This is a genomic window from Streptomyces sp. NBC_01463 (assembly GCA_036227345.1).
Lineage (GTDB): Bacteria > Actinomycetota > Actinomycetes > Streptomycetales > Streptomycetaceae > Streptomyces.
The window spans coordinates 3,936,875-3,951,187 of the sequence record CP109468.1 but is presented as its reverse complement, the minus strand read 5'-3'; the positions used below and the strand labels follow the sequence as shown (position 1 = coordinate 3,951,187).

The 14,313-nt window shown below is 73.1% G+C and carries 12 protein-coding genes and 1 pseudogene; 3 read left to right on the top strand and 10 right to left on the bottom strand.

The window, feature by feature from the left end:
* Complete coding sequence (locus OG521_17480; protein WUW22487.1) at positions 1-1,644, bottom strand: DEAD/DEAH box helicase; 1,644 nt, start codon at positions 1,642-1,644, stop codon at positions 1-3.
* A 565-nt stretch (positions 1,645-2,209) separates the two neighbouring features.
* Positions 2,210-4,660, bottom strand: coding sequence for a helicase C-terminal domain-containing protein (locus tag OG521_17475; protein ID WUW22486.1), 2,451 nt, complete (start codon positions 4,658-4,660; stop codon positions 2,210-2,212).
* Between the two features lie 75 nt (positions 4,661-4,735).
* Here OG521_17475 and OG521_17470 point away from each other — a divergent pair, with 75 nt between their 5' ends.
* Positions 4,736-5,779 carry a hypothetical protein gene (locus tag OG521_17470; GenBank protein WUW22485.1) on the top strand — a complete coding sequence of 348 codons (1,044 nt, stop codon included), beginning with the start codon at positions 4,736-4,738 and terminating at the stop codon, positions 5,777-5,779.
* A gap of 451 nt (positions 5,780-6,230) precedes the next feature.
* Here OG521_17470 and OG521_17465 read toward each other — a convergent pair whose 3' ends face one another.
* Genes OG521_17465 through OG521_17455 form a run of 3 tightly spaced genes read right to left on the bottom strand, consistent with a single transcriptional unit; the run spans position 6,231 to position 9,138 of the window.
* Complete coding sequence (locus tag OG521_17465) at positions 6,231-7,064, bottom strand: ABC transporter ATP-binding protein (protein WUW22484.1); 834 nt, start codon at positions 7,062-7,064, stop codon at positions 6,231-6,233.
* Positions 7,061-8,131 (bottom strand): iron ABC transporter permease, encoded by a 1,071-nt coding sequence (locus tag OG521_17460; GenBank protein WUW22483.1) that lies wholly within the window; start codon positions 8,129-8,131, stop codon positions 7,061-7,063. Before OG521_17460 ends, OG521_17465 begins: the two co-directional genes overlap by 4 nt.
* Positions 8,128-9,138 (bottom strand): iron ABC transporter permease, encoded by a 1,011-nt coding sequence (locus tag OG521_17455; GenBank protein WUW22482.1) that lies wholly within the window; start codon positions 9,136-9,138, stop codon positions 8,128-8,130. The genes OG521_17460 and OG521_17455 overlap by 4 nt, the downstream gene beginning before the upstream one ends.
* 118 nt (positions 9,139-9,256) lie before the next feature.
* Here OG521_17455 and OG521_17450 point away from each other — a divergent pair, with 118 nt between their 5' ends.
* Positions 9,257-9,880, top strand: coding sequence for an HAD family hydrolase (locus tag OG521_17450; GenBank protein WUW22481.1), 624 nt, complete (start codon positions 9,257-9,259; stop codon positions 9,878-9,880).
* A 16-nt stretch (positions 9,881-9,896) separates the two neighbouring features.
* Here the strand turns inward: OG521_17450 and OG521_17445 are convergent, their stop codons facing one another.
* Positions 9,897-10,124 carry a hypothetical protein gene (locus OG521_17445; GenBank protein WUW22480.1) on the bottom strand — a complete coding sequence of 76 codons (228 nt, stop codon included), beginning with the start codon at positions 10,122-10,124 and terminating at the stop codon, positions 9,897-9,899.
* Positions 10,125-10,330: 206 nt separating this feature from the next.
* Here OG521_17445 and OG521_17440 point away from each other — a divergent pair.
* Positions 10,331-10,525, top strand: a pseudogene (locus tag OG521_17440) (cold-shock protein).
* 207 nt (positions 10,526-10,732) lie between these two features.
* Here the strand turns inward: OG521_17440 and OG521_17435 are convergent.
* The 4 genes from OG521_17435 to OG521_17420 are packed head-to-tail and all read right to left on the bottom strand — an operon-like array spanning position 10,733 to position 14,242.
* On the bottom strand, positions 10,733-11,590 hold the full coding sequence (locus tag OG521_17435; GenBank protein WUW22479.1) for a 1,4-dihydroxy-6-naphthoate synthase: 858 nt from the start codon (positions 11,588-11,590) through the stop codon (positions 10,733-10,735).
* Positions 11,571-12,275 (bottom strand): futalosine hydrolase, encoded by a 705-nt coding sequence (locus tag OG521_17430; GenBank protein WUW22478.1) that lies wholly within the window; start codon positions 12,273-12,275, stop codon positions 11,571-11,573. The genes OG521_17435 and OG521_17430 overlap by 20 nt, the downstream gene beginning before the upstream one ends.
* Positions 12,276-12,304: 29 nt before the next feature.
* Positions 12,305-12,784, bottom strand: a complete 480-nt coding sequence (locus tag OG521_17425) for a DUF2771 domain-containing protein (GenBank protein ID WUW22477.1) — start codon at positions 12,782-12,784, stop codon at positions 12,305-12,307.
* A gap of 27 nt (positions 12,785-12,811) precedes the next feature.
* The gene (locus OG521_17420) at positions 12,812-14,242 is read right to left on the bottom strand and encodes an MFS transporter (GenBank protein ID WUW22476.1); all 1,431 of its coding nucleotides are present in this window, start codon (positions 14,240-14,242) and stop codon (positions 12,812-12,814) included.
* Positions 14,243-14,313: the final 71 nt, after the last annotated feature.

Sequence of the window (14,313 nt, the reverse complement as noted above, 5' to 3'; positions counted from 1 at the left end):
TCAGCCCTCCGCCAGCAGCTCGTCCGCGTCCATGATCCGGTACGCGTAACCCTGCTCCGCCAGGAACCGCTGGCGGTGCGCCGCGAAGTCCTGGTCGATCGTGTCCCGCGCGACCACCGAGTAGAACCGCGCCTCGTGCCCGTCCGCCTTCGGACGCAGCACCCGGCCCAGCCGCTGGGCCTCCTCCTGACGCGAGCCGAACGTACCCGACACCTGAATGGCGACGGTGGCCTCCGGCAGGTCGATGGAGAAGTTCGCCACCTTCGACACCACCAGCACGCTGATCTCACCCTCCCGGAAGGCGCCGAACAGCTTCTCGCGCTGGGCATTGGTGGTCTCGCCCTTGATCACCGGGGCGTCCAGATGCTCACCCAGCTCGTCGAGCTGGTCGATGTACTGCCCGATGACCAGCGTCTGCTCACCCTTGTGCTTGCGCACCAGCGCCTCGGTGACCTTCCGCTTCGTCGCCGTCGTCGCGCAGAACCGGTACTTCTCCTCCGCCTCGGCGGTCGCGTACGCCAGCCGCTCCGAGTCCGTCAGATTGACCCGCACCTCGACACAGTCGGCCGGAGCGATGTAGCCCTGCGCCTCGATCTCCTTCCACGGAGCGTCGAACCGCTTCGGCCCGATCAGCGAGAAGACGTCCGACTCGCGGCCGTCCTCCCGCACCAGCGTGGCCGTGAGCCCCAGCCGGCGCCGCGCCTGCAGATCGGCGGTGAACTTGAACACCGGCGCGGGCAGCAGATGCACCTCGTCGTAGATCACCAGACCCCAGTCGCGGGAGTCGAACAGCTCCAGGTGCGGATAGATCCCCTTACGCCGGGTCGTCAGCACCTGGTACGTCGCGATGGTGACCGGCCGGATCTCCTTGCGCGTACCGCTGTACTCGCCGATCTCCTCCTCCGTCAGCGACGTCCGCTTCACCAGCTCGTGCTTCCACTGCCGGGCCGACACCGTGTTCGTGACCAGGATCAGCGTCGTCGCCTTGGCCTGCGCCATCGCGCCCGCCCCGACCAGCGTCTTGCCCGCGCCGCACGGCAGCACGACCACACCCGAACCGCCGTGCCAGAACCCCTCGACCGCCTGCTGCTGGTACGGCCGCAGCGCCCAGCCGCTCTCGTCCAGCTCGATCGGGTGCGCCTCGCCGTCCACGTACCCCGCGAGGTCCTCGGCGGGCCAGCCCAGCTTCAGCAGCGTCTGCTTGACCTGCCCGCGCTCGGACGGGTGCACCGCCACCGTGTCCGGATCGATCCGGGCCCCCACCAGCGGCTGGACCTTCTTCGACCGCAGGATCTCCTCCAGGACCGGCCGGTCCGTGGACGTCAGCACCAGCCCGTGCACCGGATGCTTGGACAGCGTCAGCCGGCCGTAGCGGTCCATCGTCTCGGCGATGTCGACGAGCAGCGCGTGCGGTACGGGGTAGCGGGAGTACTTCACGAGCGCGTCGACGACCTGCTCGGCGTCGTGCCCCGCCGCCCGGGCGTTCCACAGCCCGAGAGGGGTCAGCCGATAGGTGTGGATGTGCTCGGGCGCACGCTCCAGCTCCGCGAAGGGGGCGATCACACGACGGCAGGCGTCGGCCTGCTCGTGGTCGACCTCCAGGAGCAGCGTCTTGTCGCTCTGGACGATGAGGGGTCCGGTCACGCGCTTCGGCCCTTTCTGCGGGGCCGCCCACGGGGGCGGCGGGTTGGCCAAACCTCCAGTGTGCCGCATCTGTGGTCGTGGTGCGGGGTGCTGTGGTGCGGGGTTCCGTCCTCAATCGCCGGACGGGCTTGGGTGCGGGTTCCCCGCGGGGTGCGCCGTTCCCCGGTGGGTGGGGGTCCGGTGCCCCTCCGGGGCGTCTCCTCAAACGACGAACGTTTCCAGTCCCACGCGAACGAACCCCGGTATCCGTTCGTCGTCCTGCGGGGACTCCCCTGCACGGCCCCGGACCCGGCCGCCGAGCGTCTGCGGCAGTCGTTTCGTCGGCGTTCAGACGCGACTGATGCCGGGTGGGGGCGTGCAGGGGCGTCCCCGCAGAAAAATGGCGTACTACCCGGCCCCTGCTGCGTCTCCGGTTGCCACGCCAGTTTTTGAGGAGACGCCCCGGAGGGCCCCCACCCCCACCCACCGGGCATTCGCGCCCCGCGGGGGACCCGTACACAAGCCTGTCGAGGGGGTCCCCCCCCATGCCCTTAAGGCTATGGGGGAGATTGAGGACGGAACCCCGTCAGCTCTGGTCGTCCGCCAGTTCTGCGACGCCCGTGATCCGGTGGAGCGGGTACGTGCGGACCTCGTCCGCCGTGTGGTCGTACGCCGTCACGTAGCCGCCCTCGACGCGGACCGGGGCGATCACCCGCTGGCTCGCCGCGCCCTCCGCGTTGACGTAGCCGATCCAGATCGCGGAGCCCGTCATCGCCGCGGCCTGGACGGTGACCAGGGTCTCCGCGGAGGTCGTGCGGGGCAGGGCGCCGGCGGGCGAGGAGGGCCCCGTCTCCTTGTGGACGACCGTGGCCGCCGTGTCCCCGGCCCGGATCGCCCGGACCGCCGCGCCCAGCAGCGTGGGGTCGGGCAGGGGCGGGCCCTCGGGGACGGGGACGGGGGCGGTGCGCGGCGGTGTGCGGCGGGCGCCCGCGCGGGTGATCAGGACGTCGCCGTCGGCGGACTCCGCGGCGGGCGCGTAGCCCATGTCGCGCAGGCCGTCGAGGAGGGAGGCCGGGTCGGTCTGGGCGGCCAGGGCCGTGGGCGCGAGCCGCCGCAGCCGCAGTGTGGCGGAGCGCTTGTCGGCGAGGATCTCGTTGAGGACGGCCTCGTCGTCGCAGCGTACGTACGCGGAGGCGGCACCGATCCGCAGGTGCCCGTGGCGCCGGGCGACGTCGTCGATGAGGTAGCTGAGCGGCTGGGGGACCGGCGTGCGGCTGTGCGCGGCGAGGAAGGCGTGCAGGTCGGCGGCGGACTGCCCGGCGTCGAGGGCGCGGCGTACGGAGCCGGGGGTGAAGCGGTAGACCGTCGCGCCGCCCTTGGACTCGACGTCGGCGAGGACGCCGAGGGTGTCGGCGAGGGGCCGTTCCAGCGGGCCGGGCGCGACGGCTGTCAGGTCGGCCTGGAGGAGGACGTGGTCGAGGGGTTCCGGGATGAGCGGGGCGAGCCGGGCGGCGGCCTCGGCGGGCCCGCCGGAGAGCAGGGCGCGGGTCTGCGAGGCGAGGGCGCCGCGGCCGGTGATGCCGAGGAGCTCGGACTCGTTCAGCGTCCACAGGGCGAGCCGGGACCGCAGGTCGGTGGTGTCCCCGGCGGAGGTGGAGGCGCCGCGCAGCGGGCGTTCCCAGCGGAGCCGGGCGAGGAGCGTTTCCGGGTCGGGGGCGGTGCCGGGCGGCAGCGTGGCGAGGAGGGCGAGGACCCGGTGGCGTACCTCGGGCGCGGCGGAGCGGTCCAGTTCGGGGCCGAGGGTGGACAGGGCGCGGCCCTTGGCGTCCTGGCCGCCGACGAGCCCGGAGGTGCGGGTGGCGGCGAGCCAGGCGGCGGCGAGCCGCACCCAGCGGTCCTGGGCGGAGAGTTCGGTCCAGTCGTCGTACGCGGGCGTCGGCGCGTACCGTTCGTCGGCCTCGCCGTCGGAGGCCAGCAGCCCGGCCGCGTAGGCGAGTTCGATCCAGAACGCGGCGAGGGGTTCGGAGACGTCGAGGACGGCGGCGGTCTTCTTGAGTTCGCGGACGCTGAGGCCGCCGGCCCGCAGTATGGCGGGGCCGCCGCCGTTCCAGCTCTTCAGCAGTTCCTCGACGGTGGAGACGGCGAGGAACGCCTGGCCGGCCGCGGCGCTGTCCACAGCCTGTGGATCACGTTCGGCGACGGCCACGACGGCGGGCGGCTGCGGTTCGGGCACGCGGTGGGCGCGTCCGGCCCGCAGGTGCAGGGCGGCCTCGCGCGGCAGGACGACGGTGCGGGTGGACACGGGCAGCAGGAGCCCGCGGTCGCGCAGCCACTTCACGGGCGGGGTGGGGTTCGGCGTGACCTCGCCGTACGGCGGGCCCCAGACCAGCCGGTCCAGTACGGCCAGCGCCTCCACCGGCGCGGTGTCGAGGAGTTCGCCCATCCGGGTGCGGTCGGTGAAGAGCGCGGACAGGGCGGTCACCGCGGACACCGGGTCGTAGGTGGCGGGCAGTCCGGCGGCCGTGAGGATCTCCTGGAGGCGGCCGGGCGACATGCCGGCCGTGGCCTCGGCGATGGTCGGCCCGAGGCCGGTCGGGGAGGGGTGCTGCGGTGTGGGCGACAGCAGTTCGCGGGCGGTGCGCACCAGGCGCAGCCGGTCGTCCTCCCCCCAGACGAGGGCCTGTTCGCGCAGGGTGCCCAGGGCGCGGGGCAGCGCGGCCACGATCGCGGCGCCCGCGTCGTCCCGGTGCTCCCCGTCGTCGCGGCCGTCGCCCGTGAGCAGGCCGAGCAGCGTGTCGTACGGCGCCGGGTCGGGCGCGACGGCCAGCGCCTCGGCGGTCTGCAGGGCGAAACGGTCGAGGTGTTCCAGGGCGCGGACGACGGAGGCACGGGTGCCGGCGCGCGTCGCGAGCTGGGTGATGTCGCCGGGCACGGGGCTGAGGAGGTCGGGACGGGCACGCAGCAGCCCGGCCAGTGACTCGTCGTCCCGGGCGCGCAGAGCCTCGGCGAGCGTCCGCGGTGGTGTGGTCATCCCCATCCGTCCCACGGTAGTCGCTCCGGACAGGCCCGAGGGCGCTACCGTCGGTGCAGGGCCGTAGAGGGGAACCATCGCGTGGGGATCGAGAGCGACCAGCTGGTCTACGACTACCTGAGCCGGGTCGGGGACCTGGCGCAGCAGCAACAGCTGTCCTCGGGCACCCGGATGAGGCTCGTCTCGGCGTTGCGGAGCGAGATCGACCGGCAGCGGGTGAAGCAGGCCGCGGACACGCCCGGGGCGGTGCGCCGCATCATCGGGGGGCTCGGAACCCCGGACGAACTCGTCGCGGCGGCGGCCCTGTCGGGGGACGGTACGCCGTTGTTGCCGCAGGAGCCGGAACAGGGTGCCGCGAAGCCGGCGGGGGTCCCGCGCCCGCGCCGGGCGAAGCTCCGGAAAGACAGTTCGCGCAAGGGCGCGTCGGAGGCCGCAAGAGCGGTGCCGGCGCCGTCCCCGCCGCACCGTGCGGGTTCGGAGGAGCTCGGCCCGTCCTCGGGGGACGGCACGGACTGGTGGAGCGTCGCCCCGGGCCCGTTCGGCGAGTTCGGCGCGGGCACGGACGTGCCGGGTTTCCGGGGCGGGGTGGAGATCCCGGCGGTGCTGCGGCCTCCGGTGCCGGACGACGAGGACGAAGAGGAAGCCGAGGCCGAGGCCGAGGACGACGAGGAGTACGACGACGAGGCCGCGGAGGAGGAGGCCGCCGTGCCGCGCCGGCGGCTGCCGCGGCTGCGCCGGGTCCGGGTCCGTGAGGACGGGGCGCGGCGCGGCTTCTCGCACCCGCTGCTTCTGCTCGCCGCCGTGCTGCTGGTGGCCGGTGCGGTGCTGGACACCCCGCAGGCCGTGCCGGTGCTGGCGGCCGGCTGGGGGCTCGCGTACGGCACGCGCAAGCTGTCCCGGGCGCAGGCGAAGTGGGCGGCGATGGGGCTGCCCGGTGCGGTCGCCGTGGCGGCCCTGGTGTGGCTGTGGGGCCGGATGGACGGCCGGTGGGGCGCGCCCATCCCGGAGGGGCAGATGGGCCCGGCGATCGGCCAGACGTGGCCGTGGGTGGTGCGGGGGGCGGCCGTGGCCTCCGCGCTCTACCTGGTGTGGCGGGCGCGGGGCCCTCGGCCGGGCGGGCGTTGAGGTCCAGCGGTGGGTGCTCCGCTGCTTGGGGTTCGCCTCTGTCCGAGGTGAGGGTGGGGGCCCTCCGGGGCGTCTCCTCAAAAACTGGCGTGGCAACCCGACACGTAGCGGGGGCCGGGTAGTACGCCATTTTTCTGCGGGGACGCCCCTGCACGCCCCCACCCGGCCCGCCATGCGTCTGAACACCGGCCCAGCTTTCTGCCGCAGACGCTCGGCGGCCGGGTCCGGGGCCGTGCAGGGGAGTCCCCGCAGGACGACGAACGGATACCGGGGTCGCTCGCGTGGGACTGGAAACGTTCGTCGTTTGAGGAGACGCCCCGGAGGGGCCCCGGACCCCCACCCACCGGGGAACGGCGCACCCCGCGGGGAACCCGCACACAAGCCCGTCCGGCGTTTGAGGACGGAACCCCGCTCCACAGCACCCCGCACCCCGCACCCCGCACCACGGCGGCTACGGCCGCCAGGGCGCTCCCGGTACGACGAGCGGCGAGCCCGTCACCGGGTCGGGGACGATCACGGCTTCGAGGCCGAAGACCTCGCGGACGAGCTCGGCGGTGACGACGTCCTCCGGGCGGCCCTCGGCGACGATCCGGCCGGACTTCATGGCGACCAGGTGGTCGGCGTACCGGGCGGCCTGGTTCAGGTCGTGCAGGACCGTCACCACGGTCCGGCCGCGGGTGCCGTCCGCCGCCGGGGTGGCGAGCCGGCGGACCAGGTCGAGGACCTCCACCTGGTGGGCGATGTCGAGGTAGGTGGTCGGCTCGTCGAGCAGCAGCAGGTCGGTGTCCTGGGCGAGGGCCATCGCGATCCACACGCGCTGGCGCTGCCCGCCGGAGAGCTCGTCCACCGACCGGGAGCCGAGGGCGGTGATGTCGGTGCGCTCCATGGCCTCGGTCACCGCCCGCTCGTCGTCCTGCGACCACTGCTGCCACCAGTGCTGGTGGGGCTGGCGGCCGCGGGCGACGAGGTCGGAGACGGTGATGGCCTCGGGCGCCACCGGGGTCTGCGGGAGCAGCCCGATCGACTGGGCGATCTTCTTGGTGGGGATGCCGGACAGTTCGCTGCCGTCCAGGAGGACCGCCCCGCCGCGCGGTTTGAGGAGCCGGCCGAGTGCGCGCAGCGTCGTCGACTTGCCGCAGGCGTTCGGCCCGACGATGACGGTCACCTTCCCGTCGGGGACGGCGAGGTCCAGCTCGTGGACGACGGTGCGGTCCTCGTACGCGAGCGTCAGCTCCCGTGCCCGCAGCCGGCTGGGTACGGCGTCCTGCTGCCGGGTCGTGGTCATGCGTTGCCTCCCCTGCGGCCACCGTGACCGCGGATGATCAGCCAGATCAGGTACGGGGCGCCGACCGCCGCCGTCAGGACGCCCACCGGGAGTTCGGTGGGGGAGAAGAGTCTGCGGGCCAGCAGGTCCGCGAAGACGACGATCACCGCGCCGAGCAGCGCCGAGCAGAGCAGCGGGATCTGCGCGGTGCGGGTCATGCGGCGGGCGATCTGGGGGGCGAGCAGCGCGACGAAGTCGACGGGCCCGGCCGTGCCGGTGGCCACGGACGCCAGGATCACGCCGAGGGCGACGAGCCCGAGCCGGGTCCTGCCCAGCCGGACCCCGAGCGCGGTCGCGGTGTCGTCGTCCATGGAGATGCTGCGCTGGGCGCGTGCCGCCCACAGGACGGCGGGCAGCAGGATCAGCAGCGTCCAGCCGATGGGCGCGGCCTCGTCGTAGCCGCGGCCGTTGAGGGAGCCCGTCATCCAGATCTGCGCCTGCTGGGCGACGAGGTAGTCGCCCTTGGTCAGGAACAGGGTGGTGACCGAGCGCAGCGCGATCGCGAAGCCGATGCCGATCAGGACGAAGCGGGTGGCGTGCAGCCCGCCGCGCCAGGCGAAGAGGTAGACGAGCGCGGCCGCCGCGACCCCTCCGATCACCGAGAGGTAGGGCAGCACGGTGTACGAGGTGATGCCGTACGTCATCGCGCCGACGGTGAGCGCGCTCGCGCCCTGGCTGATGCCGATGATGTCGGGGCTGGCGAGCGGGTTGCGGGCCACGGTCTGGATGAGCGCGCCGGCGATCCCGAAGGCGAGGCCGACGAGGAGACCGACGACCATGCGGGGCAGCCGCAGCGTGCCGACGACGAGTTCGTCCGGGGACGGCCGCCCCAGGACGACGTTCACGACCTCGGACGGCGCGACGAAACTCTCGCCGACACAGAGGTACGCGACACAGACGACGGCCAGCAGCACGACGAGGACGGCGGCGACGACCGCGGCCCGGCGGTGCAGCAGGAACCGTCCGCGCGACCCGATCCGTACGAGGCCGTAGCCGGCGGGCCGCACGGCGGCCGTCGGGGCGCTCATGCGGGCACCGCCTTCCGGCGCACCAGCGTGACCAGGAACGGCACCCCGATCAGGGCCGTCATGACCCCGGCGGGCACCTCGCTCGGCGGGAAGACGATCCGGCCGATGACATCGGAAACGAGCAGCATCACGGGTCCGATCAGGGCGGCCATCGGGAGCACCCAGCGGTGGTCGCTGCCGACGATCGCGCGGGCGATGTGCGGGACGGCGAGCCCGATGAACGCGATCGGGCCGGCCGCGGCGACCCCGGCGCCGGTCAGGACGGTGGCTCCGATGCCGCCGACGATCCGTACGGTCGCGACCTTCTGGCCGAGGCCCTTCGCCATGTCCTCGCCGAGCGCGAGCGCGTCGAGCCCGCGCGCCACACAGAGCACGAGGACCGTCCCGATCAGGAGGAACGGCCAGATCTGCTGGGCGACCTGGGCCTCGCGGCCGGCGATCGAGCCGACCTGCCAGAACCGGAACTCGTCGAGCGCGGACGCCTTCGTGGTCAGCACGGCCATGGTCACGGACACCAGCAGCGCGTTGATCGCGGCGCCGCCGAGCGCGAGCTTCACCGGGGTCGCGCCGCCGCGCCCGCTGGAGGCGATGGCGTACACGGCGACGGAGGCGATGGCGGCGCCCGCGAAGGCGAACCACACGTATCCGGTGAGCGTGTGGATGCCCGCGTACGCGATGGCCAGCACCACACCGACCGAGGCGCCCTGGCTGATGCCGAGGATGCCGGGATCGGCGATGGGGTTACGGGTGATGCCCTGGAGCACCGTGCCGGCGAGGGCGAGCGAGGCGCCGACCATCAGGCCGATCAGGGTGCGGGGCACCCGCATGTTCCGGATGACCTCGGCGGCGTCGGAGTGGCCGCCGTGCAGCAGGGCGTCGAGGACGGCGGACGGGGCGATGGAGCGCGCCCCCACGGCGAGGCTGAGCAGTACGGCGAGCAGCAGCGCCACGACGGCCGCCGCCGTCGCGAGAGCGCGTCTGGAACGGCGTGGTGCGGCGGCTGACATCGATCCTCATAGACAGGCGGGCAAGCGGGACAACGCAGAGCGAAGTAAGGCTTGGCTAGCCTATGCGGAGGCTGTGCGGGGTCGAACAGGGGTACGCCGCGCGCGGGCGCTCGGCACAATGGAGGGCATGGCTTCCCACGCGCTGACGGTCGGCTTCGACCTGGACATGACGATCATCGACTCCCGGCCCGGCATCAAGGCCGTCTACCAGGCACTCGCCGCCGAGACGGGGGTGTGGATCGACACCGACCTGGTGGTGACCCGGCTCGGTCCGCCCCTTGAGGAGGAGCTCGCGAACTGGTTCCCGGCGGCCGAGGTGCCCGCGATGACCGACCGCTACCGCGAGATCTATCCCACATACGGGATCGGCCCGACGCTGGCGATGCCGGGTGCGCGGGAGTCGGTCGAGGCGATCCGCGCGCTCGGCGGCCGGACGATGGTCGTCACCGCGAAGTACGAGCCGAGCGCGAAGCTTCACCTCACGCACCTCGGCATAGAGCCCGACGTGATCGTGGGCGGCCTGTGGGCCGAGCGGAAGGCGGAGGCGCTGCGGGAGCACGGGGCGGGGATCTACGTGGGCGACCACACGGGAGACGTGCGCGGCGCACGGGCGGCGGACGCGCTGTCGGTGGGCGTGACCACGGGCCCGTGCGACGAGGCCGAGCTGCGTGCTGCGGGCGCGGACGTGGTGCTGACGTCGCTGACGGAGTTCCCGGCGTGGCTGGAGAGCTACCGGGGGTAGGGCGTACGCCCCGTCGTCACCGGCGCTGGGGCGACCCGGCCCGCACCGACCGGACCACGCCCGCCGCGGCGATCAGGAAGCCGACGCCCATCAGCATGCAGAGCGACCAGGCGACCGACGGCAGCGGGTCCGTGCCCAGGAAGAGCGGGGCCATCGTGACCAGGGTGCACACGGCGCCGACGAAGAAGACGATCGCGCCGATACGGACCAGCCGGTCACCGGCGCCGGAAGTGGGAGTACTCACCCCGCCAGGGTAGTTCCCGGCGGCGGAGCACCCGAGGGCGGCCGGTCGAAGAAGCAGGTGCCGTTTCCGGACAGAGTCCGGATGACCAGGCTTGACGAGGGGTACTTCACCTGTGGAGGCTTCTGCCAGCAGGGGAGCACGACCACAGGACGGCCTGACCTGCTGAGGCTCTGTTCCGGCATACGGGTTGAGATGGGGTGCGTGCTTTGCCGACTGGCAAGGTCAAGTGGTTCAACAGCGAGAAGGGCTTCGGCTTTCTCTCCCGCGACGACGGCAGCGACGTCTTCGTGCACTCGTCCGTGCTTCCCGACGGAGTCGACGCACTCAAGCCCGGCCAGCGCGTCGAGTTCGGCGTGGTCGCCGGACAACGCGGTGACCAGGCGCTTTCCGTGGCGATCCTCGACCCCACCCCGTCCGTCGCGGCGGCCCAGCGCCGCAAGCCGGACGAGCTGGCGTCGATCGTCCAGGATCTGACGACCGTGCTGGAGAACATCACGCCGATGCTGGAGCGCGGCCGCTACCCCGACAAGGCGGCGGGCGCCAAGATCGCCGGTCTGCTGCGCGCGGTCGCGGACCAGCTCGACGTGTAGCCGGCGGACGCGGGCGGATCAGACGAACGACAGCGCGTCCGGGCCGAGGGGCGGAACCAGTCCCTCGGCCGCGGCGCGCGTCAGCAGGCCGCGGATCGCCGCGTAGCCGTCCTCGCCGAGGTCGGCGGTGAACTCGTTCACGTACAGACCGATGTGCTGGTCGGCGACGGACGGGTCCATCTCCTGCGCGTGCTCCAGGACGTAGGGGCGGGAGGCCTCCGGGTCGTCCCACGCCATCCGCACCGAGGTGCGCACCGACTCGGCGAGCAGCTTCAGCGTGTCCGCGCCCAGGGAGCGCTTGGCGATGATCGCGCCGAGCGGGATCGGCAGCCCGGTCGTGTCCTCCCAGTGCCGCCCCATGTCGGCCAGGTTGTGGAGTCCGTAGTTCTGGTACGTGAAACGGGCCTCGTGGATGACGAGACCGGCGTCCACCTTGCCGTCGCGCACCGCCGGCATGATCTCGTCGAACGGCATGACGACGATCTCGCCGACCCCGCCGGGCACCTGGTCGGCGGCCCAGAGGCGGAACAGCAGATAGGCGGTGGAGCGCTCGCTGGGCACGGCGACGGTCCTGCCCGTCAGGTCCGTGCCCGCCTCCTTCGTGAGCACGAGCGGTCCGCAGCCCCGCCCCAGCGCCCCGCCGCACGGCAGCAGCGCGTACTCGTCGAGGACCCAGGGCAGCACCGCGTACGACACCTTGAGCACATCCAGCTCACCGCGCTCGGCCATGCCGTTGGTGATGTCGATGTCCGCGAACGTGACGTCGAGCGCGGGCGCGTCGGGGACCCGCCCGTGCGCCCAGGCGTCGAAGACGAACGTGTCGTTCGGGCACGGCGAGAAGGCGATCCGCAGCGGGTCAGGAGTCGTGTCGGTCATGGTGGATCCAGCCTTCCAGTACGGGGGTGAGCTGCCCGAACGCCTCGGTGAGCGCGCTCAGCGCGTCGCCGATGCGCCAGGCGTCGCGGTCGCGCGGGCCGACGGCGTTCGAGACGGCCCTGATCTCCAGGACGGGGACACCGAGCCGGTCGGCCGCCTCCGCGACCCCGAAGCCCTCCATGGCCTCGGCGACCGCGCCGGGGTGCGCGGCGAGGAGGGCGGCGGCGCGCCCGGCGCTGCCGGTGACGGTGGAGACGGTGAGGACGGTGCCGGTCCGCGCGCCGGTGGCCGCAGCAGTCTCCCGTACGAGCGCGGGGGGCGGGGTGAAGCGGTCGCGCCCGAAGCCGAGCGCGGTCACGGGGACGAAGCCCCCGGCGGTCTCGGCGCCCAGGTCCGCGGCCACGACCGCGTCCGCGACGAGGAGCGTGCCGACCGGAGCGGCACCGGCGAAACCGCCGCCGATGCCGGCCGAGATCACCAGGTCGTAGCGGTCGGCGGCCAGGGCGAACGCGGCGGAGGCGGCCGCCGCCGACGGTCCCGCACCGCCCGCGAGGACGTCGAACGGTCCCGCGCGGTGGATCTCCGCGCCCGGCACCGTACGGACGGACACCGCGTCAGCGGGCCCGAACGCGCGCGTGACCGCGTCCCGTTCCACCGGGACAGCGGTCACGACGAGCACACGCACGGGAGGAGTCCTCCGAGGTCGGGAGGGGGTCAGTCGGTCTTCTTGAGCTCGAAGTGCCAGATGCCCAGCAGCTCCTTGCCCTTGGTCTCCACGATGCTGAGCTGCGTCTTGTCCGTGGTCTCGCCGGTCTGGCTGGCGAAGAAGGCGCTGCCCGCGATGGAGCGGTAGGTCTTCTTGTTGGGCGCCTGCTCGGCCTGCTGGCCGTTGATGAAGATGGTCCAGCCGTTGTCCGCGACCTCGGGGTCGACACCGAAGTGGACCTGGTCCTCCATCGAGACCTTGACGGTCTTCTCGGCCTTCTTGTTGAGGCAGCCCTTGATGTCGGCTTCCTTGAGGGCCTTGCCGTCGTTGTAGCAGGACGCCTCGGTACTCACCGAGTTGTCGCCGACCGTCACGGTGGCGAGCGGCGTCGGCTTGTCGCAGGCGGAGAGGACAAGGAGTCCCGCGGACACGGCACCAAGAGCGACGCCGATTCGACGGCCCTTACCGGAGAAGAACGCAACGGTCATGGGCCGAAGGCTATCGGTCGCTCCGGCTCACGCCACGCGGGGGTGCGGCGAGCCGCGCCGCGCGGCGCCCAGCAGACCCCGTACGGACGCCGCCGCGCCGAGGGCGAGGATGCTCGCGGCGACCGACATGCCCAGTACGCCATTGAGGGGGAGGGCGATCCCGATCGCCCCGCCGGCCACCCAGGCCATCTGGAGCAGCGTCTCCGAACGGGCGAAGGCGGAGGTCCGCACCTCCTCCGGCACGTCGCGCTGGATCATCGCGTCCAGCGACAGCTTCGACAGCGCCTGGGTGAACCCGGCCATGGCCGCCAGCGCGGCGACCATCACCGTGCTGAAGAAGACGGCGGCAAGCACGGCGACGCCCAGGGCCAGGCCCAGCACCGAGGCGATGATGATCTCGGGGCCGCGGGCCCGGATCCAGGAGCCGACCGCCGTGCCCAGCGCGTTGCCCACCCCGGCCGCCACGCCGACGATGCCGAGGGAGATCGCGGCGCTCTGCCCGGCGAGCGGGTGCTCGCGCAGCAGGAACGCCAGGAAGAAGATCAGGAAGCCGGAGAGCGCCCGGTGCGAGGCGTTGGCCTGCAGTCCATGCAGGACGGACGGGCCGACGGAGCGCAGCCCGGGCCGCTTCTCGCCGCTCTTCTCCTTGGCCGGCTTCTTCCCGCTCTTCGGCGTGGCGGTCTTCCGCAGCGGTTCGGGCCGGCCGGGGCCCTCGCCGTGCGGCGGCACCAGCTGCGCCTTGCGCTCGCCCTTCGCGGAGTCCACCTTGGGCGGCAGCGTGAACGCGAGGACGGCACCGCCGACGAAGATCGCGCAGGCGCCGTACAGCGGCCACGGCGGCCCGATGGTCTGCAGCCCCGCCCCGACGGGCGCGGCCGCGCCCGTCGCCAGGAGACCGGCGAGGGTGACCCGCGAGTTCGCCTTCACCAGCGAGAAGCGGGGTGGCAGCAGCCGCGGCACGACGGCGCTGCGCACCACCCCGTACGCCTTCGAGCAGACCAGGACGCCCAGGGCCGCCGGATACAGCTCCAGGCCGCCGGTGGCGACCGCGCCCGACATGGTGAGCGCCAGCACGGCCCGGGCCAGCATGGAGCCCGCCATCGCGGCGCGGCGGCCGTGCGGGAGGTGGTCCAGGAGCGGGCCGATGACCGGGGCGAGCAGGATGAACGGTGCCATCGTGACGGCCAGGTACAGCGCGACGCGGCCGCGGGCCTGGTCCGTCGGCACGGAGAAGAACACCGTCGACGCGAGCGCGACCGTGATCATCACGTCGCCCGCGCCGTTCACCGCGTGCAGTTCGATCAGCTTGCCCAGGCCGGATTCGCCCGCCCCGTGGGCGTGCGTCGCCTTCCGGATGCCCCTGGCGGTTCCGGTGAACGGGGTGTGGAGGGCATGACCGATCGTCCGGCCCGTTCTGCGGAGCGGGCCGGATTCGTCGTGCGACCTGGCAGAAGCCACTTGGTCATAGTGCCCCAGTCCCCGGCATCGCGAACCGAGATCGGCGCGGGGCGCGTGGTCCACCGCCCTGT